This is a genomic window from Bacillus sp. AY18-3 (assembly GCF_008042305.1).
Classification (GTDB): domain Bacteria; phylum Bacillota; class Bacilli; order Bacillales; family Bacillaceae_G; genus Bacillus_A; species Bacillus_A wiedmannii.
Map to the genome: position 1 here is coordinate 103,807 of NZ_QKQR01000004.1, position 22,257 is coordinate 126,063.

Here is a 22,257-nt window from a genome sequence, read left to right on the forward strand (position 1 = left end):
GGTTCCAATACATGACATCTTTTTGGGAGGGAAATATGAAAAAAACGGAACGAATAAATGATATGCTTATTTTCTTAAATAATAAAAGATATTTTAATTTAAAAGATTTAATGGCTAGATATGATATTTCTAAAAGTACCGCGTTGCGAGATATTCAATCATTGGAAGAAATAGGTGTACCAATATATTCTGAACTGGGTAGAAATGGAAGTTATAAAATTATAGAAAATAGTGTGTTATCGCCAATTTATTTTAGTGTGGATGAAATGTATGCGTTATACTTTTCGATTCTTACGCTAAATGGATACAAGACAAAACCATTTAATGTAGAAAGTATTGCGCTTGAAAATAAATTTAAACATGTATTACCTGATAATGTGAGTGAAAATATTTCAATCATGGAAAGAACGCTTTCTTTTGAAGTAACAAATCATAGTAATTTTAGTCCGTTCTTAAAAGAAATTTTACAGGGGATTTTTGCTGAGCGAGTTTATCATTTAACATATTTAAAAAAAGATGAGGAAAAAGTATTGGTCGCCCAATTTATTCGAATCGAATCTAAATTTGGCCAGTGGTATGCTAAAATCTTTAATTTTGAGACAAATAATGTTCAAATAATTAGATGTGATAAAATTCTTTCTATTGAGGAAACAAGCAATACGAATCCAAAAAATCTTGAAGAGTTGTTAAGTTATCTTACAACTTTTCACAGAAAGCCGGATGCAATTGATTTTCGTGTCATTGTTAATCAAAAAGGAAAAGATATTTTTGATAAAGAGAATTATCCTTCCATGAGGATACAAAAAGAAAATGAAAATTATAGTATAACAGGCTATTTTAACAAACAAGAAGTTGAGTTTATTTCAAGTTACTTTCTGAATTTCGGTGAAACAATTATCTCAATTCAGCCAGTTATGCTAAAAGAGTTAATCTATAATAAGGTATTATCTATAAAGCAGCATTTAACTGCTTTAAGATAAAGTTAGTTTTAATCATTTTATTGACATGAAAAAGCCCTTGAGATTTAAATATCCAAAGGGCTTTTTTTGTGATGGTATTTGTTCTTTAGAAACATTATTTTTCTAGGACGGACAGTCCATAAAAGAACATCGTAACGATATCTTGTATATGTTTTTCGCGATCTCCTTCAAGAAGCTGAGCCCCGAAATCATCACCTAGTTTAGTGAACATTTGAATGTATAGTAACATCATTTCTTTAGTAAGGTGAGGGTTAATTTCATTTTTTTGCTGTGCTTGTTCTAGTATTTCTAAATACCAAGGCAGGATTTTTTCGTTTTGATAACTATAAATAAACTCTCGGAGCTCTTCATCTCTTTGCATCATTTGTAGTAACATATCCGGCTGAAATAACCCACCAGTATTCATTTTTCTTACAATCATTTTTTGCATCATCTCATGAAAAGGTAATTTTTCCTCTGCAAGATCTTTATAATATTGAAATTCAGATATGATAAATTCTTGTATAAGCTCTCTAAATAATGCATCTTTACTTCCGAAATGATTATAAATGGTAACTTGAGAAACATTTGCTTCTTTTGCAATATGTTCTATTTTCACTTCATTAAATCCACGTTCTGAAAATAATAAGAAGGCTGCCTCTTTAATGGCACGTTTTTTCTTTTCTTTCACTTTTTCAAAGCCGTTCAATGCAATCACCTCAATTAAAATATACAAGAAAAAATAATGGAAAACAATAATTTTGAAATATGGACATATAAATATTTCAAAAAATTGTTGCGAATATGAAAGATGAGGAGTACAATAATTTTGAAATATCACATATTAAATATTTCAAAAAATGAGGTGGAATTATGATTTCAGTTCAAAATGTCACAAAACAGTTTTCAAATGGAAAAGGTTTGTTTCATATTACATTTGATGTAAAAGAAGGGGAAGTATTTGGTTACTTAGGACCAAATGGTGCTGGGAAATCCACAACAATTCGTAATTTAATGGGATTTATAAAACCGACAGCTGGTAAAGCGACAATTTTTGGATTAGATTGTTGGAATGAAGCGGCGAAAATCCAAAGGAAAGTTGGGTATCTGCCAGGTGAAATTTCTTTTATTGAAGGAATGAACGGATTAGATTTTTTAAAGTTAATGCAAGGAATGCGCGGGTTAAAGGATACGAAAAGACGAGATGAATTAATAGAACGTCTACAATTTGATGTGAAAACACCGATTCGAAAAATGTCTAAAGGAATGAAGCAAAAAGTAGGAATTGTTGCTGCTTTTATGCATGATCCGGAAGTGTTAATTTTAGATGAACCAACATCAGGACTCGATCCACTTATGCAGCAAGTGTTTATCGATTTAATATTAGAAGAAAAGCAAAGAGGGAAAACAATCCTTATGTCATCGCACATTTTTACTGAGATTGAGAGAACTTGTGACAGAGTGGCTATAATTAAAGATGGTCGCCTTGTAACGGTTGAAAATATTCATGATTTACAAAGCTTGAGACGACAGGTAATAGATGTAACCGTATCATCGCAAGAAGAGATTGAATCTCTTACACAATGTAATTTGCAATTTGAAGCGGTGAAAGGTAGAGAAGCATCGATTATTGTGCAAGGAAACTATCAAACTGTTTTACAAACACTTTCAAACTATAATGTAACGGCGCTTCAAACGAGAGCAATGGATTTAGAACATTTATTTATGCATTATTACGATAAGAAAGAAGGGGTAAAGCATGAATAAGCAATTGTTTTTAGCTAGTTTGAAAGAAACACAAAAAAGTATTTTGAGTTATGCAACTGGTGCAGCTCTATATTTATGGTTATTAATTTGGATCTTCCCTTCAATGGTATCAGCGAAAGGGTTAAATGAATTAATAAGTGCTATGCCTGATAGTGTGAAAAAAATTGTTGGAATGGAAAGTCCGATTCAAAACGTAATGGATTTTTTAGCTGGCGAATATTATAGTCTATTGTTTATTATCATATTAACAATTTTTTGTGTAACAGTTGCAACGCATTTAATTGCTCGTCATGTAGATAAAGGAGCGATGGCATACTTGCTAACAACACCTGTATCTAGAGTGCAAATTGCAATCACGCAAGCGGCTATTCTCGCATTAGGGCTACTAATCATAGTAACTGTTACGTATGTAGCGGGTATAGTAGGTGCAGAGTGGTTTCTACAAGATAATAACTTAAATAAAGAATTATTCCTGAAGATAAATATAGTCGGTGGGTTAATATTTTTAGTCGTTAGTGCGTATTCATTTTTCTTTTCTTGTATATGTAATGACGAAAGAAAGGCACTTAGCTACTCAGCAAGTTTAACTATTTTATTTTTCGTAACGGACATGGTAGGTAAATTAAGCGATAAGTTAGAGTGGATGAGAAATATATCATTATTTACGCTATTTCGTCCGAAAGAAATTGCTGAGGGAACATATAATATATGGCCAGTGAGTATAGGTTTAACTGCTGGAGCACTTTGTATTTTCATAGTAGCAATTGTAGTGTTTAGGAAAAGGGATTTACCGTTGTAAAGTAGAAAGTCCACTGAGAAAGTGGGCTTTTTTTGATGAGGAGGAAACGAATGAATCATTTGTTCCGGGTTAAACTATATGTAAATGATATTGAGAAGTCATTATTGTTTTATGAAGAAGTAATTGGTTTACAGTTGTATAAAAGAAGTATGCATGCAGCACGCTTTAATCACGATCAGTTTTCTCTGTTACTAGCTACTGATTCAACATTGAGTGAAAATCACTATTTTTACAATCGAAAAGACATGAAGGGGAATGGCTTTGAACTAATTATTGTTGTCAATCGGATTGAAGAAGTATATGAACGTTGTAAAGAGAAGCGATGCACAATACAAGAAGAAATTCAAACTTATCCGTGGGAGATGCGGGGATTTAAAGTTGTCGATCCAGATGGATATTTCCTTAGAATTACATCTGAGTAAAGGTAAACATGAAGAATGTTTACCTTTTTTTATGGAAATATTCAAAAAAATGAACCTTTTTCTAGGCTCATCCGTCTAATACATGTAAAGTTAAATTTGAAGTGAGGATGAAACAGGAGGAGCAATTGTGAAAGTAATCCCTTTATATAAAATGATTGTAAAAGAAGAAACCGATGTTTCCTTAGCGAAAAAAGGTGATCATGAAGCGTTTATGGCGCTTATACATACAGAAAAAATGAAGATGTATCGTATTGCAAAGGCTATGTTACGTGATGAGACAAATATAGAGGATGCGATACAGGCAACAATTTTAAAAGCCTATGAAAATATAAAAAAATTAAAGAAAGAAGAGTTTTTTCAAACTTGGTTAATTCGAATTTTGATAAATGAGTGTAACAACATTATTAGATCATACAAAAAGATAATGGTAATAGAAGAAAATGATTACAATATGAGTGCTTGTGATCAGTATGAAGATATAGATTTGTGTAATGCGATTCAATCATTACATGAAGAGTTAAGAGCGGTTACGGTGCTTTTTTATTATGAAGATATGAATCAAGAAAGTATAGCGAAGCTTTTAGAAGTGCCAAAAGGAACAGTGAAATCGAGATTGTCACGCGCGAGGGAACAATTGCAAAAGCGATTAAAGATGGAATAGGAGGTGTATAGGATGGATAACGAAAAATTATTTGATGAGAAAATAAAAAAGAGAATAAAAGAAGAGAATGTTATAGTACCACCAGAGTTAAATGAAAAGATTAATCGTACACTACATAATCTTCCGGTAAAAAAGAAAGGTTACAAAGTTTATATGATGGCTATAAGTGCTGCGGTTCTAACACTGTCCATTGTGTCTATGTCGGAGTTTTCTGATCAAATTTTTGCTCAAAATGGTGGGGTATTTGAATATGTAAAGAAAAAGGCGTTTTCTGATTATGAAAATGAAGAAGAAATAAAATCGAACGTAAACTATCCAGATAAAGAAAAGATTCATGAAAAGATGCTGGATTCCATTGATCATTTTAAAAATATTTCAGGACAATTTGAGGAATATTATAGTTCGTCAAGAATCGCTACAACATACAAATATGCGATTGATACGGAGCAACAAAGAGGTATCTCTTCGAAAGAAGATAAGCTAACGAAAAAACGAACAATTATATATAACGAGGGCAAGAAAAAAGAATTTGATGATGAGAAGTATACATATAGAGAGACAAAATGGAGCCCGAAGGAAAGAAACTATGAACTATTAAAATTAAATCCTACGGAAAGATTATTGAGAAAATCAGGTGAAAAGAAACGATATGATGACGAATATGTGGGATTTGCGAAGTATAGTATGCAATCAGAATTTGCTGAGCTATTAATCCGATATAAAGATTGGAATTATAAAGAAACGAAGTATCTTGGACTTGATTGCTACAAAATAGAAGGGACAATAAACATAGAAATGCCTGTAAGTACATCTGAAGATGTAAGAGGGAAATTTGAAATGGTTGTAGAGAAAAATACGGGGATTATGCTAAAGTTCCTTAGTTTCCACGAAGGTATGATTCAATATTCGATTACAACTGAATGGATACAAATAAACAAAGGGTTGAAAGAGAATGTATTTCAAAAGGATAGTACTAATTATGAAAAATTGAAAAATATATTAGATGAATAGAAAACGGAGGGAACGATATGGAGAATATCTCTTCTTCAAGAGAAAAGAAAAATAAAAGAAAATATAAAAAGACAACGATAATAAGTGTCTTGTTAGTAGTATTACTATTTGGCGGAGTTGGATATGGTACTTATGTATATATGAAAACTTCTAATCTCGTACAAAAGTCTAGTTTAAATTTAGCGCGTGGTGAAAAATCACATTTACGTGAGGAAACTGTAAAGCCAATTGCAAACAATGTTTCACTTTTAATTATGGGAATTGATGAAAATCAAGAACGACAAAAGGAGTATAATGGTGCTTTCCATACAGATGCACTACTGTTAGCTACTTTTAATAAAGATGATAAGACAGTGAAATTAACGAGCATACCACGTGATACATATACATATGTTCCAGTTGAAAAGAAAAAAGATAAAATAACGCATGCATATGGAAGTGGTTTCGTTAAAAATGGTAAAGATGGAGGACCGCAAGCTTCAGTGGAAGCAGTAGAAAAGTTGTTACAAGTGCCTGTTGATTATTTTGTGAAGTTTAATTTTAATTCATTTACTAAAATTGTTGATGGATTAGATGGAATTGAAGTAAATGTCCCAGTTGAATTTACGGAGCAAAATAGTAAAGATGAACCTGACGCAATCCATTTGAAAAAAGGACTACAAAAATTAACAGGGGAAGAAGCACTTGCACTGGCAAGAACGCGTCATATTGATAGTGATGCAATGAGAGGTCAGCGCCAACAACTTGTTATTGAAGCGATGTTAAGTAAATTAAAAAGTGTAGGCTCGATTACGAAGCTAGAAAAAATAGTTGAGGCGATTGACGGCGATTTTAAAACAAATTTAGTAATGGATGATATTTTATCTTTTTATAAATACGGTTTAAATGGTTCAGTTGAAAAGATTCAATTAGGCGGAGATGATTTATATTTACCTAACGGTCCAAATGGGCAACGTGTATATTATTATAACCCTAATAAAAAAGATCTACAGAGTTTGAGTAATACGCTTAGAACACATCTAGGATTAAGTGAAAAGCAGATTGAGGAGAATTAAAGCAGGCATAAGGTCTGCTTTTTTATTACGTTTAATAGTATGACATTTAAATCTGAATATTATATACTATTTTCAAATTATTAATAATAGTGTAACATAATGATGTGGTTTAAGTTAAATAGCAGGGGGGCTATTACATAAAATACATCATTAGCAATTATTGAAATCGTATGGGAGAAATGAACGAAACAGGGGAGTATTAAAAATGAGAATTGTAAAGAATTTAACATTCCAAGTTATTGTGGCAATTATTTGTGGTATTGCAGTAGGGGCAATTTGGCCTAGTGTTGGACAAGAGATGAAGCCAATTGGTGAAACATTCATCAATATGATTAAAATGGTTATTGCACCGATAATCTTTTTAACGATTGTGCTTGGTATTGCAAGTATGGGAAGTATGAAAAAGGTAGGTCGTGTTGGTGGGAAGGCACTATTATATTTTGAAATCGTTACAACAGCGGCTTTACTTATTGGTATCATCGTAGCGAATGTTGTACGTCCCGGAGATGGATTAGATCCTTCGAAACTAAAGGGCGGAGATGTTTCACAATATGTACAAAGCGGGCAAGAAATGCAGTGGATGGATTTCTTTTTACATATTGTGCCGTCTAACATGTTTGAAGCATTTGCAAAAGGTGATATTTTACAAGTTCTGTTCTTCTCCATTTTATTCGGTGCAGGGTTAACAATGCTCGGGAAAAATGGACAACCTGTTATCGACTTTTTTGAAAGATTATCGAAAGTATTTTTTAATATTTTATCTATTGTTATGAAGTTAGCGCCAGTTGGAGCATTCGGTGGAATGTCGTTTACAATTGGTAAATATGGTTTAAGTACGTTAATACCACTTGGTAAACTAATGATTTGTGTATATACGACAATGGCATTATTTGTTTTTATTGTTTTAAATTTTATTTGTAAACTGTACAAATTTAGTTTGTGGAAATATTTAGCACATATTAAAGAAGAATTACTTATTGTTCTAGGGACATCATCATCAGAATCAGTACTGCCGCGAATGATGACAAAGATGGAAGACTTCGGGTGTTCTAAGCCAGTAGTAGGTTTAGTCATTCCGACAGGTTACTCTTTTAATTTAGATGGAACGACGATTTATTTATCGATGGCAACTATATTTTTAGCTCAAGTTTTTCACGTCGATCTTTCACTAGGTCAACAATTAACTATAATAGCTATTTTATTAGTTACATCTAAAGGGGCAGCAGCAGTAACAGGTGGAGGTTTTATAGTACTAGCATCTACTTTATCTGCAATGAATGTTATCCCGTTAGAAGGGTTAGCGCTATTACTTGGTGTAGATCGTTTCATGTCAGAAGCACGTGCTATCGTGAATTTAATTGGTAACGGTATTGCGACTGTAGTTGTTGCAAAAAGTGAAAATGAATTTGATGAAGAGAAGTATACGAGAGTAATAGAGGAAATGAAAAAAAAGAAAATGGCCGGATAAAAAAGTCAGCAAAGCTGACTTTTTTATTTTTGTAGAAAAGAGGTTTGTTACGATATACATTATTTATTAACAATAATTTACAAGTATTTTATAGTGTAGGGAGATAAAGACTATTAAATCAATACATAGAATTCAATGAGATATAGTGTTTCGAAAGAGTATGGAATTTTTATGAATATTACTGTAAAAAAATAATTTTTTAAAAATTTTCAATAATAACACTTTACAAAACTCGAAAAATTAGTAGAATAATAGTTAATAAGAATCTTCTGATAAATATATAAAGAAAAACGGAATTATCAGAAAATTCTTAAATGAGAGCGTTAAGAATTAGGGAGGGTACAGAAAGTGAAAAAGAAAAAAATGAAAAAACTAACAGCAGTTGTAGCACCAGTTTTAGCAATGAGTATGGCATTGACAGCATGTTCTACATCAGGTGGAGATAAGAAGACAAGCACAAATTCTAGCTCTGGCGGGGATAGCAAATCAGAAGAAAAATTAGCAGCGAAACAAGTACTAAATCGTACTGAAACAAATGAGATTCCAACAATGGATACTTCTAAAAGTACAGATACTTTAGGTTCTCAAATGTTAGGGAACACAATGGAAGGTTTATACCGATTAGATAAAGAAAACAAACCAATCCCAGCTGCGGCAGAGTCAAGCACGAAGAGTGAGGATGGTAAAAAATATACATTTAAATTACGTAAAGATGCAAAATGGTCAAATGGTGATCCTGTAACAGCGAAAGATTTCGTATTTGCATGGCAACGTCTATTAGATCCAAAAACAGCTGCTGAGTATGCATTTATCGCATTCCCGATTAAAAATGCAGAAGCAATTAGCCAGGGGAAAGCAGAAGTTTCTACATTAGGTGTAAAAGCGGTTGATGATCTTACACTTGAAGTAGAATTAGAACAAGCGGTACCATACTTCTTAAACTTAGTAGCATTCCCGTCGTATTATCCACTAAATGAAAAGTTCGTTAAAGAAAAAGGGGATAAATACGGTTTAGAATCTGATACAACAGTTTATAACGGTCCATTCGTTCTTACTGATTGGAAACACGAACAAGGATGGAAACTAAAGAAGAATGATCAATATTGGGATAAAAAGACTGTGAAATTAGATGAGATTAACTTTAGTGTTGTAAAAGAGCCAGCAACTCGTGTAAATTTATACGATAGTGGCCAAATTGATTTCTCTTTATTGACTGGAGAATTCGTTGACAAATATAGAAATAATAAAGAGGAGTTTGGAACATATTCAGAACCAAGTACATTTTTCATACGTTTAAATCAAAAACGTGGTGGGCAAGATACACCATTAAAGAGCCAAAAATTACGCGAAGCAATTGCTTTATCAATTGATAAAAAGAATTTAGCAAATGTTATTTTAAATGATGGATCGAAACCGGCTGATTACTTAGTACCTAAAGGGTTAGCAAATGGACCGGATGGGAAAGATTTCCAAGATACATTTAAAAATGGTATTAAGCCAGATGCGAAAAAAGCAGCTGCTGCATGGGAAGAAGCGAAAAAAGAACTTGGAAAAGATCAAGTTACAATTGAGTTTTTAAACTATGATACTGGTAATGCGAAAAAAGTTGGGGAATATGTAAAAGATCAAATTGAGAAAAACTTAAAAGGTGTAACAGTAAATATTAAACTGCAGCCGTTTAAACAAAAACTAAAATTAGAATCGGAGCAAGATTATGATATTTCATATGGTGGATGGAGCCCAGACTATGCAGATCCAATGACATATTTAGATATGTTTGAATCTAATCACTCTCATAACCAAATGAGCTACTCTGATGCGAAATATGATGAAATGGTTAAAAAAGCCGGTGGAGAGTTAATGAGTGACGCGAAGAAACGTTGGGAAGAACTAGGGAAAGCTGAAAAATTATTACTCGAGCAAGATGTAGCACTTGTACCATTATATCAAAATGCTAGATCTTATGTAATGAAACCGACTGTAAAAGGGGTTGTTAAACATAATATTAGTCCGGAGTACAGCTTTAAATGGGCTTATGTAACTGAAAAATAATAAAAAAGCATTCCGAAAGTAGACTACTTTTGGAATGCTTTTTTATTATGAGATTAAATTGTAAACAAATCAATAAGCACAAGGGGAATGGTACTTATATAGTGAATAGGAAGAATTTGTATAGTGATAATTATAAAAAATAATTTTTAGAATATTTTAAAAATAACTTTACAAAATCTGAAAAGTTAGTAGAATATTAATTAATAAGAATTTTCTGATAACTAGTTATTAGAGAATCTATCAAAATTAGTTTCGTACATATAATTGGGGAGGGTACAAAAATGAGGAAAAAGATGAAAAAGTTCACGGCGGTTGTAGCGCCAGTTTTAGCAATGAGTATGGCGTTGACAGCGTGTTCTGGATCTGGTGGGGAGAAGAAATCAACTACGACGTCTAGTGGTGGTGGGGAAGAGAAAAAATCTGATATTAAATACGCAGCGAAACAAGTATTAAATCGTACAGAGAATCAAGAAATTCCGACGATGGATGTTTCAAAATCTACTGATACATTAGGTTCTCAAATTTTAGGGAACACAATGGAAGGTTTATATCGATTAGATAAAGATAATAAGCCAATCCCAGCTGCTGCAGAATCTAGTACGAAAAGCGAGGATGGAAAAAAATATACATTTAAGCTACGTAAAGATGCAAAATGGTCAAACGGTGATCCTGTGACAGCGAAAGATTTCGTATACGGATGGCAACGCTTACTTGATAAAAATACAGCGGCAGAATATGCGTTTATCGCTTTCTATATTAAAAATGCAGAAGCAATTAATAAAGGTGAAAAACCTCTAACAGATTTAGGAGCAAAAGCAGTAGATGATTATACACTAGAAGTAGAATTAGAAAAACCAGTACCGTATTTCTTGAATTTAATGGCATTCCCATCGTACTATCCTTTAAATGAAAAGTTCGTAAAAGAAAAAGGAGATAAGTTCGGTTTAGAAGCAGATACAACGTTGTATAATGGACCGTTCGTTATGGCTTCATGGAAACATGAACAAGGATGGCAGTTAAAGAAAAATGATCAGTATTGGGATAAAAAGACTGTGAAATTAGAAGAAATTAACTATAGTGTAGTAAAAGAAGTTGCGACGAAAGTAAACTTATATGATACAGGATCAATTGATTTCACACTATTATCAGGAGAATTCGTTGATAAATATAAATCAAACAAAGAAGAGTACGGTGAGTATTCAGAAGCAAGTACATTCTTCTTACGTTTAAATCAAAAGCGTAACGGACAAGATACACCGTTAAAGAGCAAAAAACTTCGTGAAGCAATCGCATTATCAATTGATAAAAAAGGATTAGCAAACGTAATTTTAAATAACGGTTCAAAAGCAACAGATCAATTAGTACCAAAAGGACTTGCGACAGGACCAGACGGTAAAGATTATCAAGATACATTTAAAAATGGTCTGAAATATGATCCGAAAAAAGGTGCAGCAGCTTGGGAAGCAGCGAAAAAAGAACTTGGAAAAGACCAAGTGACAATTGAATTACTAAGCTATGATGATGGAACAGCGAAGAAAATCGCTGATTACTTTAAAGATCAAATTGAGAAAAACTTAAAAGGTGTAACGGTTAACACGAAAATTCAGCCGTTCAAACAAAAACTAAAATTAGAGTCAGCACAAGATTATGAAGTTTCGTTTGCAGGTTGGAGCCCAGATTATTCAGATCCAATGACATTTATTGATATGTTTGAATCGAAGAGCCCATATAACCAAATGAGTTATTCGAATCCAAAATATGATGAAATGGTAGCGAAAGCAGGTAATGAATTATTATCTGATCCGAAGAAGCGTTGGGAAACGTTAGGAAAAGCAGAAAAATTATTCCTTGAAGAAGATGCTGGATTAGTTCCTTTATATCAAACAGGAAGAGCGTATGTAATGAAGCCGAATGTAAAAGGAATTGTGAAACATAACATCAGTCCAGAATATAGCTTTAAGTGGGCTTATGTAACGGAAGGCAAATAATAACAAAAGAGCGTGTTTAAAAGTAGATAATTTACTTTTAACACGCTCTTTTTCTATTCAATTAAATAGAGAAGAATAAGAAAAGTGGTACTGACATATAGTAGATGGGGGAGAATTCGTATAGTAGTAATAGTAAAATACATAGTTACTATAAAATAAAACTTTAAAACTGTGGGGAATTAACAGGTGTTAATAATTAAGGTCATAGAAAATCTCTCAAAAATAGTTTCGTACATATAAATTGGGGAGGGTACAAGAATGAAGAAAAAAATGAAAAAACTAACGGCAGTTGTAGTGCCAGTTTTAGCAATGAGTATGGCGTTAACAGCATGTTCTTCTGGATCTGGTGGGGAGAAGAAACCGACTACAACGTCTAATAATGGCGGGGAAGAGAAAAAATCTGATATAAAATATGCAGCGAAGCAAGTGCTAAATCGTACAGAAACGAATGAAATTCCGACGATGGATACTTCAAAAAGTACAGATACACTTGGCGCACAAATTTTAGGGAATACGATGGAAGGTTTATATCGCCTGGATAAAGATAATAAGCCAATACCAGCTGTAGCAGAATCTAGCACGAAAAGCGAGGACGGTAAAAAATATACGTTTAAACTACGTAAAGATGCAAAGTGGTCAAATGGTGATCCAGTAACGGCGAAAGATTTCGTATTTGCATGGCAACGTCTAGTAGATCCAAAAACAGCTGCTGAGTATGCATTTATTGCTTACTATATTAAAAATGCAGAAACAATTAATCAAGGAAAAGCAGAAGTAGCTACATTAGGTGTAAAAGCGGTAGATGATCATACGCTTGAAGTTGAACTAGAAAGACCAGTACCATATTTCTTGAATTTAATGGCATTTGCGTCATACTATCCATTAAATGAAAAATTCGTAAAAGAAAAAGGGAATAAATACGGTTTGGAGTCTGATACAACAGTATATAACGGACCTTTTGTTCTTACTGATTGGAAGCATGAGCAAGGCTGGAAATTAAAGAAAAATGATCAGTACTGGGACAAAAAGACTGTAAAACTAGATGAAATCAACTTTAGTGTAGTAAAAGAACCAGCTACTAGAGTAAATTTATATGATACAGGTGCAATTGATTTCGCACTTTTATCAGGTGAATTTGTTGATAAGTATAGAAATAATAAAGAGGAGTTTGGCGCATATTCGGAAACGAGTACATTTTACTTACGTCTAAACCAAAAACGTGGTGGGCAAGATACACCGTTAAAGAGCAAAAAACTCCGTGAAGCAATTGCATTATCAATTGATAAGAAAGCTTTAACAAATGTTATTTTAAATGATGGTTCAAAACCAGTGGATTACTTAGTGCCAAAAGGTTTAGCGAGTGGACCAGACGGTAAAGATTTCGCAGAAACGTTTAAGAATGGTTTAAAACAAGACTCCAAAAAGGCAGCAGCAGCTTGGGAAGAAGCGAAAAAAGAACTTGGAAAAGATCAAGTAACAATTGAACTGTTAAATTATGATACTGGTAATGCGAAAAAAGTTGGAGAATATGTAAAAGATCAAGTTGAAAAGAATCTAAAAGGCGTCACAGTAAATATTAAACTGCAACCATTTAAGCAAAAACTAAAATTAGAATCAGACCAAGATTATGATTTTTCATATGGTGGCTGGAATCCAGATTATGCGGATCCAATGACATATCTTGATATGTTCGAAACGACAAATTCTCAGAACCAGATGAGCTACTCAAATTCAAAATATGATGACATTATTACTAAAAGTAAGACAGAATGGATGGCTGATGCAAAAAAACGTTGGACTGAGTTAGGAAAGGCTGAGAAAATATTACTTGAAGATGATGTAGCGCTTGTACCTTTATATCAAAATGCTCGATCATATGTTATGAAACCGAATGTAAAGGGAATTGTGAAACATAATATTAGTCCGGAATATAGTTTCAAATGGGCGTATGTAGAAGAGAAATAAAAAAGAGAAGAGCATTTTCAAGTTGCGGTATAGCACTTGGAAATGCTTTTTTTATGTGCACGATTTATTGATAGGTGAATATATGTATTATAGAAAATTTAAAGGAGAATTCTATGAAACGAAATACTTACATCGATTTCCTAGCTTATTACGGAATAGGAAGTGCTCATCCTGGTGGTTTTACGTTAACGAAACAATTGTTAGCACAATTGCCTTTTAGATATGGAGCAAATGTCCTTGAGATAGGCTGTGGTACGGGGAAAACGGCGGCATATATGACAAAAGAATATGGTTATAAAGTAACGGCGGTTGAAAAGAATGAGATTATGATTCAAAAGGCGAAAGATAGATGGTCGTTTGAAGGAATAGACATTCAATTAATTGAAGGAAATGTAGAGCAATTACCTTGTTTGCATGACTCATTTGAGTTCGTACTCGGAGAATCGATACTCGCTTTTACAGAGAAAGAAAGGGTTATCCCGGAGTGCTATCGTGTACTACAGAAAGACGGTAAACTTGTTGTCATTGAAATGATTATTGATAGGCACATTGAGAAGAGTGAGGAAGGAAAAATTGCCCGACTATACGGGATGAAAGAACTATTAACTGAGAGTGAATGGGTACAATTATTTCAGAAAGCAAATTTTAAAAGAATTACAATTGCTGGCGGTGGTACAATTGCAGAAACAATCTCGGGCTATATAGAAGAGCCAGAATGGAATGTATCCTCGCATATTCCAAATGAATTATATGAGGCATGGGTACAGCATGAAAATGTACGACTTATGTACCAACATATTTTAGGACATCGTATTTTTATATGTGAAAAATAAAGAAAGAGAGTTGACTAAAGCTAGTCAACTCTTTACTATGTTAAATGAAAAATAATGCAGCTAATGTAATTCCGAAGATGAAACCAAATCCGAGTTCAACGCCCCAGCCGCCGCCGCCCCAGCCACCACAACTACCGCAACCACGACCGCCACATCCACAGCCGCTGAATCCACCACCACAACCAAATCCGCAACTATCACATCTGCTAAGGCCCCCACAAAGGTCACAGCCACCGTTTGCATATGCGTCATAGTATCCAAATCCTGTATCAAAAGATGAGCGCTGTTGCACTGGTTCAATCCATACAGAGCTGTTTGTCACATCAATTATTTTGCCTAAATGAATGCGACCATCACGATCTTCAATTCGAACGACTTTACCGAAATAACGTTGGCACGTATCGTAACATTTTTGTCTATGCATGTTCTTTCCTCCTTCCCCATTACAGTAATACGATATGTAATGGGGACAAGTGCGGCTTGTACGAATGTCCTATCTATCATAATTGTTATAGGAAAGGGGAAATATAGGAGAAGGATATATAAGGAGGAAAAGGCAATGAAATCTACAGATCAGTTTCAGATATACGAAGTACCGTGGGAAGAGTTTATTGAAGCTTTGCGAGAGGAAATGAAGAAGCAAGTTGGGGCAGATATTATTGATACAGTAGTTTGCAATTTAAAAGATGGTTTTGAAGTGTATACATATGTGCAGGGGGATTTGGAGTTTGAATACAAGGAAGCACTTGAAAGAAAATACGGAAGCGATGCAAAAACTCCTAATGTGTTAACGATTATGTTATTAGCTAACATTTATAGTACAAGTGAAAAGAATATACGCTTACATGCGGATCATAAAGATAATCCAATTGTTGAAGTGTATGTGAAGCAATAAAACACGCTGTGAAAGGCGTGTTTTTTATTTGTCCCGCATTAACGGGCAGTAAGACCCCCACCTCAAAATTCAGCGGAAGCAAAGAAGTTAGGTAGGGGATCAACTGCCCGTAAAAGCCCGATTGGTGAGGGCTGATAATCAGTGGGGGATGAACAAAACCCCCACTGATTAAAGTTTCACTTTATATGATAAAATGTTAGAAAATTAAGAAAGAAGGTGATGGTTTGAAAATTAAACATCTTAATTTAACAGTTTCAGATGTAGTAGCTGCTAGAGAGTTTTTAGAAAAATATTTTGGTTTAACTTGTAGTGGAACAAGGGGAAATGGCTTTGCAGTTATGCGTGATAATGATGGGTTTATACTAACGTTAATGAAAGGGAAAGACGTACATTATCCAAAAACATTTCATGTAGGATTTCCACAAGAAAATAATGAACAAGTAGATAAGATAAATCAAAGATTGAAGGAAGATGGATTTTCGGTTGAGGCTCCTAAACGTGCACATGCGTATACGTTTTATGTTGAAGCACCTGGCGGATTTACAATTGAAGTGATGTGTTAATTTAAAATCAAACTTTTTGATGCTTGTTTTCAATATGAAAAGTAGGAAAAGTCTGTTTTAAGTGTAGAGCTTAAACAGGCTTTTTTACTTATAGTATCGGATAGAAAACGCTAGAAGGAATCATATTCAATATATATATCTGTTTACATAATAAAGTTATGCTGCGCTAGTTGTCCTAAAATACAAGTCATATATCTTGTATCCTCTCATAAATTTAAACATAGGAATTTGTCTACAAAGGTGGCGAAGCCTCATCATGAAAATTCGAATTTGTGCCACATTCATGTTGTTTCTATTTATATGGTTACATCCTTTTTGGACTTTTGCAAAAGGAGAGGAGGCAAAGGAAAGGGTCGTTTCACTTGTATATGATGATTCGGGCAGCATGAGAAATAACGATCGCTGGAAATATGCCAATTATGCTTTGCAAAGTTTAGTTGCGCTATTAGATGAAAAAGATAAATTCTCTTATGTTCCAATGAGCAAGCCGAATGATCCATTAAACATTTCGTTAACGAAGGATAAGAGACAAACAGAAATTGAGGGAATTGGAGCATGGAAAACGTATTTAAATACTCCGTTTAGCGCAGTAGAGACGGCGATGCAATCTATAAAAAAGGAAGCAGATATAGATGGAAAACGTGAATTTTGGCTTATTGTCTTAACTGACGGGGCATTTAATGATTTAGAGAAAGATAAGGTTGGCGGAAAAGAACAAATTACACAGAAGCTAGCACAGTTTAAGAAAGAAATGGATACAAAAAAGATATCGTTACATCCAATTTTAATTACGATGGAAGAGGATTTAGGGCAGCAAGAAAAGGCACAACTAAATACGTTTAAAGAAATATGGAAGAAAGAGATAAATGGCGTTACGATGCCATCTAGTGGAGAGGATGGTATTGTAAAAAGCGTCAATCAAGTGGCAGCATTAGTTGCAAATCGTGATCCGTTCTCCTCGGTTGAATCGATTGTAAAAACGAAAGTAGTAGGAAAGAAAGTAGAGATTACAACACCATTCCCGTTAAAGCGTATGACGCTTGTACGGCAATCGCCTTCTTTGTCTAATTATCAGGTCACACAAATTTCTAAACCATTACAATTACAATCTTCTTATTCCATACATGCACCAGGTGAAGCGAAATTATTCGGAAATATAGTTCATATAAGTACGGAAAATCACGAAGTTATTAAACCAGGAACGTATACGATAGAAGTGGATCGAGATATTGAGAAAGAAGGATTACAAGTACTAGTTGAACCGGCGCTTAACTATACTGTTTCTACTTATGACAAAGACGATAGTAGTCAAAAAAATGTGGAGAAAATGTACGAAGGTGTTACTGCTGTTATTGAAGCGAAGCCTACGGAATTACCAATTCAGTCTTCATATTTTCAGTCAGAAGTAGAAATAGACGGAAAACAGTACCCGATGAAGTGGGACGATAAAAAACATGTATTTTACTACGAAACGAAGATCGATAAAGGGTTAGTGCGCGGGAAAGTTCATATGAACATAAAGGGGTTTTACAGACAGACAAAGGAATTTAAAATCGAAGTAACTGAAAAACCAAAATTATCATTGCAAACTATTACGAAAGATTATGAGGAAAAAGTAACGAATTTAGAGAATAGTAAACCGTTTATTATACAACCACAGTTAGATGGTAAGCCGATGACAGAAGAAGCTGTAAAGAAACTATTAAAATCTACTGGTGTCACATCTAAACAATCAATCAACTATGAAATAAAACAACAGGATAATCAAATTTATATTTATCCTCGCCCTCATTACTCCGACACATTCAATTTTACAGATACCGGCACCGTAGAAGCTACCATCGTAGTGCAAGATTCAAAATTACAAGAAGTTAAGAAAAATATATCACTTCATATTCAAAATGCACCGTTCTATGAAAAATATGCGCTTATTTTTAAGTTTGTTATTCCTATCACTTTATTATTGTTAGTAGTAGGAATAATCGTTTTAGGATGGATTGTTCGTCCAAGATTTCACCGAAAAGCGCTATTGTATTACGAATGGGATCAAGAGGTAGCGAAAGATTGGTTATATCAATCTGAGCCAGAATTACTTAAAAATAAATGGTGGAAACACTATTTTGGCATTCCATTCCGAGCAGAAAGAAAGACTGTGCAATCCGTTACGTTTATAGCAAAGAAAGGATCGAAATCAATATTTGTAGCGAAAGAGTCACAAGTAGTAGGAATGATTATTGATGGGATGTTTATAACAGAAGATGAGGTTGGAATGGAACATAAGACGCTATATCCAAATGAACTTTTAGTAATTGATAGAGGGTATGGTAAAGAAATTTACAAATATGAGTGTGAATAGTAGATAGGGAAAAGGAGGGAGTCTTATCTTTCTCCCCTCTTTTCAAACAAGCAAGAATAGGAAGGTGGTTCACATGACGTTACAAGTTCCAACGATATTAATTGGTTTAGGTGGAATCGGTAGTACTGTGACACATCAAATATATGAAAGGCTACCTGAGGAGCGCCGAAAAAAGGTAGCAATGCACGTATTTGATACAGATGTGAATACATTGAGTAAATTTGATCATATTCGAAAGTTTAAGACGCAAACGAGTTCTAGTAAAACGCCAAGAGAGTATATTGCAGGAGATCCAACGATTCCAGAGTGGTTTCCGATGGACCCGACTATACTTGATAAACCACTGACAGAAGGGGCAGGACAGTTACGCGTCATTTCCCGTTTAGCGTTACTTGCTGCGATGAAAGAAGATAAATTGACATCCTTTTGGCAAGAAATCGAGAAGATTTTTCCGGTTACAAGCGATCAAACGGAATATGGAGTGCGTGTCATTATCGTAACATCACTAGCGGGCGGAACAGGTTCAGGGATGTTTCTACAAATTGCATTATATTTACGTGAAATGCTTCGGAAAAAACTGCAGCATCACAACATTTTAATACGTGGTGCGTTTTTAATGCCGGATGTTTTAGTTAAGACGAGAACGGTTAGTGCGAAAGAATTTGAAACGGTGCAAGCAAACGGCTATGCCTCGTTAAAAGAATTACATGCCATTACACTCGGTTCCACTGGAGAATTATCAAAACGTGGCGGTGTGACGATTGAATTAGAATATCGACCTGATCAAGTAGATGAAGACGGAAGAACGAATCATACGATTAAACAACATCATTTACCATACAATTATTGTTTCCTATACGATTACGAAAATCTACATGGACACCATCTGCACAATTTATCAGATTATATGGAGCAAATGGCAAATACGATTTATTTACAGTTATTTAGTCCGATGTCTGCAAATCATTTTGCACAGGAAGATAATCAAATTCAGCAATTAGCAGAATCAAGTGGGAAAGGACGATATTGCGGGGCAGGAACGGCAAAGATTATTTATCCGTATGAGCACGTGTTAAAATATTGTGCTTTAAAATGGGCTGTGCAAGGTTTAGATGAGTCTTGGCTGCATTTAGATCAACTGTTTCAAGAGAAGAAGCAAAGATATGACCAAGACGTCAAACGCGGGATGCAACGTGAAAAGCCAGAGCGTGGGAAAAGTTATTTAGAAGACTTAGAACATCTTGCTACCCGTCCAGAACAGGCTCATATTTTTTATAGACAAATGTACAATGAAACGCGTGAAGGAGCAGAGGGCGGTAAGGTCGGTGTTGCGAAATCTAAACTGTTTTTAGAGGCTGTAGAAAGTTATGTACAGCGTACGGTGCAAAAAGATGAGGAATTAAACCGACTGCAGCACGAGTGTAAAATTTCGGCTGCTAAACTGAAAATGATGGAGCAAATGAAAGGTGAAGTAGCAAGGGTGGATCATGCGGTTCGTTTATATGCGTATGCGATTCCGAGCCGCGTACATGAGCATGTAACGACACTATTGTATGACATGATTGAATCAGACCGTTTTTCACCAAGTGGTTCTGAAGGGCAGTCCTATCAATTAAATACATGGTTTTTAAAGAAAACAGATCCTGTTCATCCAGTATCAGCTCGTTTTATGTTGTATGAAATTCGAAAGCAGTTAGTCGAGAAAATGAATCGACTACATGAAAATAATGAACAAAAGCGTAATTTAATTCAAAACTACGATAAGAAATTTAATGTGAGTAATATTGATGGAACGGTAACAGCTGTTCGCCGAGTAGAAATTGCGCAGCAACAAGGCTGGTTTGGAAAAATGATTAATAATCAGCAGCGTTTGTTTAAAAAAGAATTTGAAGATATTGTAACGCAGTATGTACACAAATTAAACGAGTATCGTAAAGAAATGCTATTAGAACTCGTTTATCAATCGCTTTATCAAGCAGTTAATAAAATGATTCAATATTGGGAAAGGTTTTTTGATAATTTATACGAAACGCGTGAAAATTTATTGTTTGAAATTCAAAAACGAAGCAAGGAGTTTGAAGGGAAAACAAACCCAACGAATGTATACGTATTAGCTGAAGAGAAGCTGCAAGAAAAGATATGGCAAGATATGCAGCAACATTTAAATTTGGGAGTATTACCGAAAGATATATCTGCGGAAATTTATATGAGTTTATACGGGGAATATTGCCGGGATGCAAAAACAGAAGAGATTCAATCGAAAAAAGTAGAAGATTTTTATCGTGAGCACATACTAAGTTATTGCTACGATGAATTACAAATACGCTATCGTGATAAATTAGAGCTGAATATCGTTGAGGCGTTACGAAAAGAGGCAGATTATAAGAAGCGTGATCGTGATGAATACGTCCGTGAAAAAATTGAAGACTTGTTCCATTTAGCAAGTCCATTCGTTCCGAAAGTTTCCCATCATAGGGAATTACAATATTGGGGTATACATCCATCTTTAAAGAAAGAATTGCAAGAGGAATTAATTCAAGAAATGTTTAAAGAAAAAGATACAGTACATGAAGCTTTTTCGCCATTTGAAGTCATTTGTTATCGTGCGCATTACGGTTTATCACTACAAGACTTTCCTAAGCTGTCGTCTGGACATATTGCAAATGGATTTATGAATGATAAAGGTGATTATTTTCAGTCTTACTATCGCCGTGTGAACAAGTTGAATAGTAAAAAATCTAGTTTAACGCCGCATTTAGATAAATATTGGCACTTGCCAGCTTTCATGCCAGACTTAAATGCAACACAAACGAAGTTGGATTACGATAAATGTAATCGCGCTCTTCTATACGCGTATATGTATCGTTGGATTAGTTTAGTTGCTGTTGATGGCCAGTTCGTGTATCAATATAACGGTGTTGGACGTAGCTTCTTAATTCAGTCGATGGGAAAAAATATTTCAAGTGAAAGTTATAAATTACACAGAGCATTGCTTCATAATCCGTTTATTTATGAAAACATCTTGTCCAGATTTGAAGAAGAACAAGAAAAAGCTATGATACAGGGCGGACATTTATATACACATCCGTTCGTATTAGGTGCTCAAGATATTAGATGGCTTCGTAAAGAGCATGTCCATAATATTTTAGATATGATTTTAATGTATGACCGTGAAGCAAAATATGATCCAACGTTAGAAGAAACTTCTGATGAATTATTAAGATTATTCCTTGACGAAATTGAGTTATATTTCCAAAACTATTACGGTACAGGTGCCGATATGGTTGCAAAGAAAGAGAAAGAAATGTTTATTAAACAATTGTGGGATCGTTCGTACGCGAAAGGTTATGTAGATCCAAATAGTGCTCCTTATAAAAAGTGGCAAAATTTATTAAGCGTTCATGATGAAGAAGAAACGCCAAAAACGAATGTATAATGAATGAAAAGGGAATCCTTAAAAGTG

The 22,257-nt window shown here is 34.2% G+C and carries 18 protein-coding genes; 16 read left to right on the top strand and 2 right to left on the bottom strand.

Features of this window, described 5'->3' with window-relative positions; translation table 11 throughout:
• Window positions 1-11: 11 nt before the first annotated feature.
• Window positions 12-980: a helix-turn-helix transcriptional regulator gene (locus DM800_RS03190; RefSeq protein WP_147786382.1), complete on the top strand. Its 969-nt coding sequence runs from the start codon at window positions 12-14 to the stop codon at window positions 978-980.
• Window positions 981-1,074: 94 nt separating this feature from the next.
• On the opposite strand, the gene DM800_RS03195 is transcribed toward DM800_RS03190, so the two are convergent.
• A complete protein-coding gene (locus DM800_RS03195; protein ID WP_147786383.1) occupies window positions 1,075-1,695 on the bottom strand; it encodes a TetR/AcrR family transcriptional regulator in 621 nt (206 codons plus the stop codon).
• A gap of 137 nt (window positions 1,696-1,832) precedes the next feature.
• On the opposite strand from DM800_RS03195, the gene DM800_RS03200 reads away from it, so the two are divergent.
• From DM800_RS03200 to DM800_RS03250, 11 genes are all read left to right on the top strand, one after another.
• Window positions 1,833-2,726, top strand: a complete 894-nt coding sequence (locus DM800_RS03200) for an ABC transporter ATP-binding protein (RefSeq protein WP_060487381.1) — start codon at window positions 1,833-1,835, stop codon at window positions 2,724-2,726.
• Window positions 2,719-3,525 carry an ABC transporter permease subunit gene (locus DM800_RS03205; RefSeq protein ID WP_147786384.1) on the top strand — a complete coding sequence of 269 codons (807 nt, stop codon included), beginning with the start codon at window positions 2,719-2,721 and terminating at the stop codon, window positions 3,523-3,525. The genes DM800_RS03200 and DM800_RS03205 overlap by 8 nt, the downstream gene beginning before the upstream one ends.
• Window positions 3,526-3,575: 50 nt before the next feature.
• A complete protein-coding gene (locus DM800_RS03210; protein WP_048544029.1) occupies window positions 3,576-3,947 on the top strand; it encodes a VOC family protein in 372 nt (123 codons plus the stop codon).
• Between the two features lie 127 nt (window positions 3,948-4,074).
• A complete protein-coding gene (locus DM800_RS03215; protein WP_000864733.1) occupies window positions 4,075-4,608 on the top strand; it encodes a sigma-70 family RNA polymerase sigma factor in 534 nt (177 codons plus the stop codon).
• A gap of 12 nt (window positions 4,609-4,620) precedes the next feature.
• A complete protein-coding gene (locus DM800_RS03220; RefSeq protein WP_147786385.1) occupies window positions 4,621-5,619 on the top strand; it encodes an anti-sigma factor in 999 nt (332 codons plus the stop codon).
• A gap of 17 nt (window positions 5,620-5,636) precedes the next feature.
• Window positions 5,637-6,674, top strand: a complete 1,038-nt coding sequence (locus DM800_RS03225) for an LCP family protein (protein ID WP_147786386.1) — start codon at window positions 5,637-5,639, stop codon at window positions 6,672-6,674.
• A 205-nt stretch (window positions 6,675-6,879) separates the two neighbouring features.
• Entirely contained in the window at window positions 6,880-8,142 is a 1,263-nt protein-coding gene (locus tag DM800_RS03230) for a dicarboxylate/amino acid:cation symporter (RefSeq protein ID WP_060487376.1), read from the top strand.
• Window positions 8,143-8,490: 348 nt separating this feature from the next.
• Window positions 8,491-10,194 carry a peptide ABC transporter substrate-binding protein gene (locus DM800_RS03235; protein WP_147786387.1) on the top strand — a complete coding sequence of 568 codons (1,704 nt, stop codon included), beginning with the start codon at window positions 8,491-8,493 and terminating at the stop codon, window positions 10,192-10,194.
• 281 nt (window positions 10,195-10,475) lie between these two features.
• Window positions 10,476-12,182, top strand: a complete 1,707-nt coding sequence (locus DM800_RS03240; protein WP_147786388.1) for a peptide ABC transporter substrate-binding protein — start codon at window positions 10,476-10,478, stop codon at window positions 12,180-12,182.
• Window positions 12,183-12,440: 258 nt separating this feature from the next.
• Window positions 12,441-14,147, top strand: coding sequence for a peptide ABC transporter substrate-binding protein (locus tag DM800_RS03245; protein ID WP_147786389.1), 1,707 nt, complete (start codon window positions 12,441-12,443; stop codon window positions 14,145-14,147).
• 113 nt (window positions 14,148-14,260) lie between these two features.
• Window positions 14,261-14,980, top strand: a complete 720-nt coding sequence (locus DM800_RS03250) for a class I SAM-dependent methyltransferase (protein ID WP_098115791.1) — start codon at window positions 14,261-14,263, stop codon at window positions 14,978-14,980.
• A 40-nt stretch (window positions 14,981-15,020) separates the two neighbouring features.
• Here the strand turns inward: DM800_RS03250 and DM800_RS03255 are convergent, their stop codons facing one another.
• Entirely contained in the window at window positions 15,021-15,404 is a 384-nt protein-coding gene (locus DM800_RS03255) for a hypothetical protein (protein WP_048544012.1), read from the bottom strand.
• Window positions 15,405-15,539: 135 nt separating this feature from the next.
• On the opposite strand from DM800_RS03255, the gene DM800_RS03260 reads away from it, so the two are divergent.
• The 4 genes from DM800_RS03260 to DM800_RS03275 all read left to right on the top strand — a co-directional run bounded on the left by DM800_RS03260 (window position 15,540) and on the right by DM800_RS03275 (window position 22,230).
• Window positions 15,540-15,875: a hypothetical protein gene (locus DM800_RS03260; RefSeq protein ID WP_147786508.1), complete on the top strand. Its 336-nt coding sequence runs from the start codon at window positions 15,540-15,542 to the stop codon at window positions 15,873-15,875.
• A 224-nt stretch (window positions 15,876-16,099) separates the two neighbouring features.
• A complete protein-coding gene (locus DM800_RS03265; RefSeq protein WP_088608899.1) occupies window positions 16,100-16,438 on the top strand; it encodes a VOC family protein in 339 nt (112 codons plus the stop codon).
• Between the two features lie 256 nt (window positions 16,439-16,694).
• Complete coding sequence (locus DM800_RS03270) at window positions 16,695-18,794, top strand: vWA domain-containing protein (RefSeq protein ID WP_147786390.1); 2,100 nt, start codon at window positions 16,695-16,697, stop codon at window positions 18,792-18,794.
• A 73-nt stretch (window positions 18,795-18,867) separates the two neighbouring features.
• Window positions 18,868-22,230 (top strand): tubulin-like doman-containing protein, encoded by a 3,363-nt coding sequence (locus DM800_RS03275; protein WP_147786391.1) that lies wholly within the window; start codon window positions 18,868-18,870, stop codon window positions 22,228-22,230.
• Window positions 22,231-22,257: the final 27 nt, after the last annotated feature.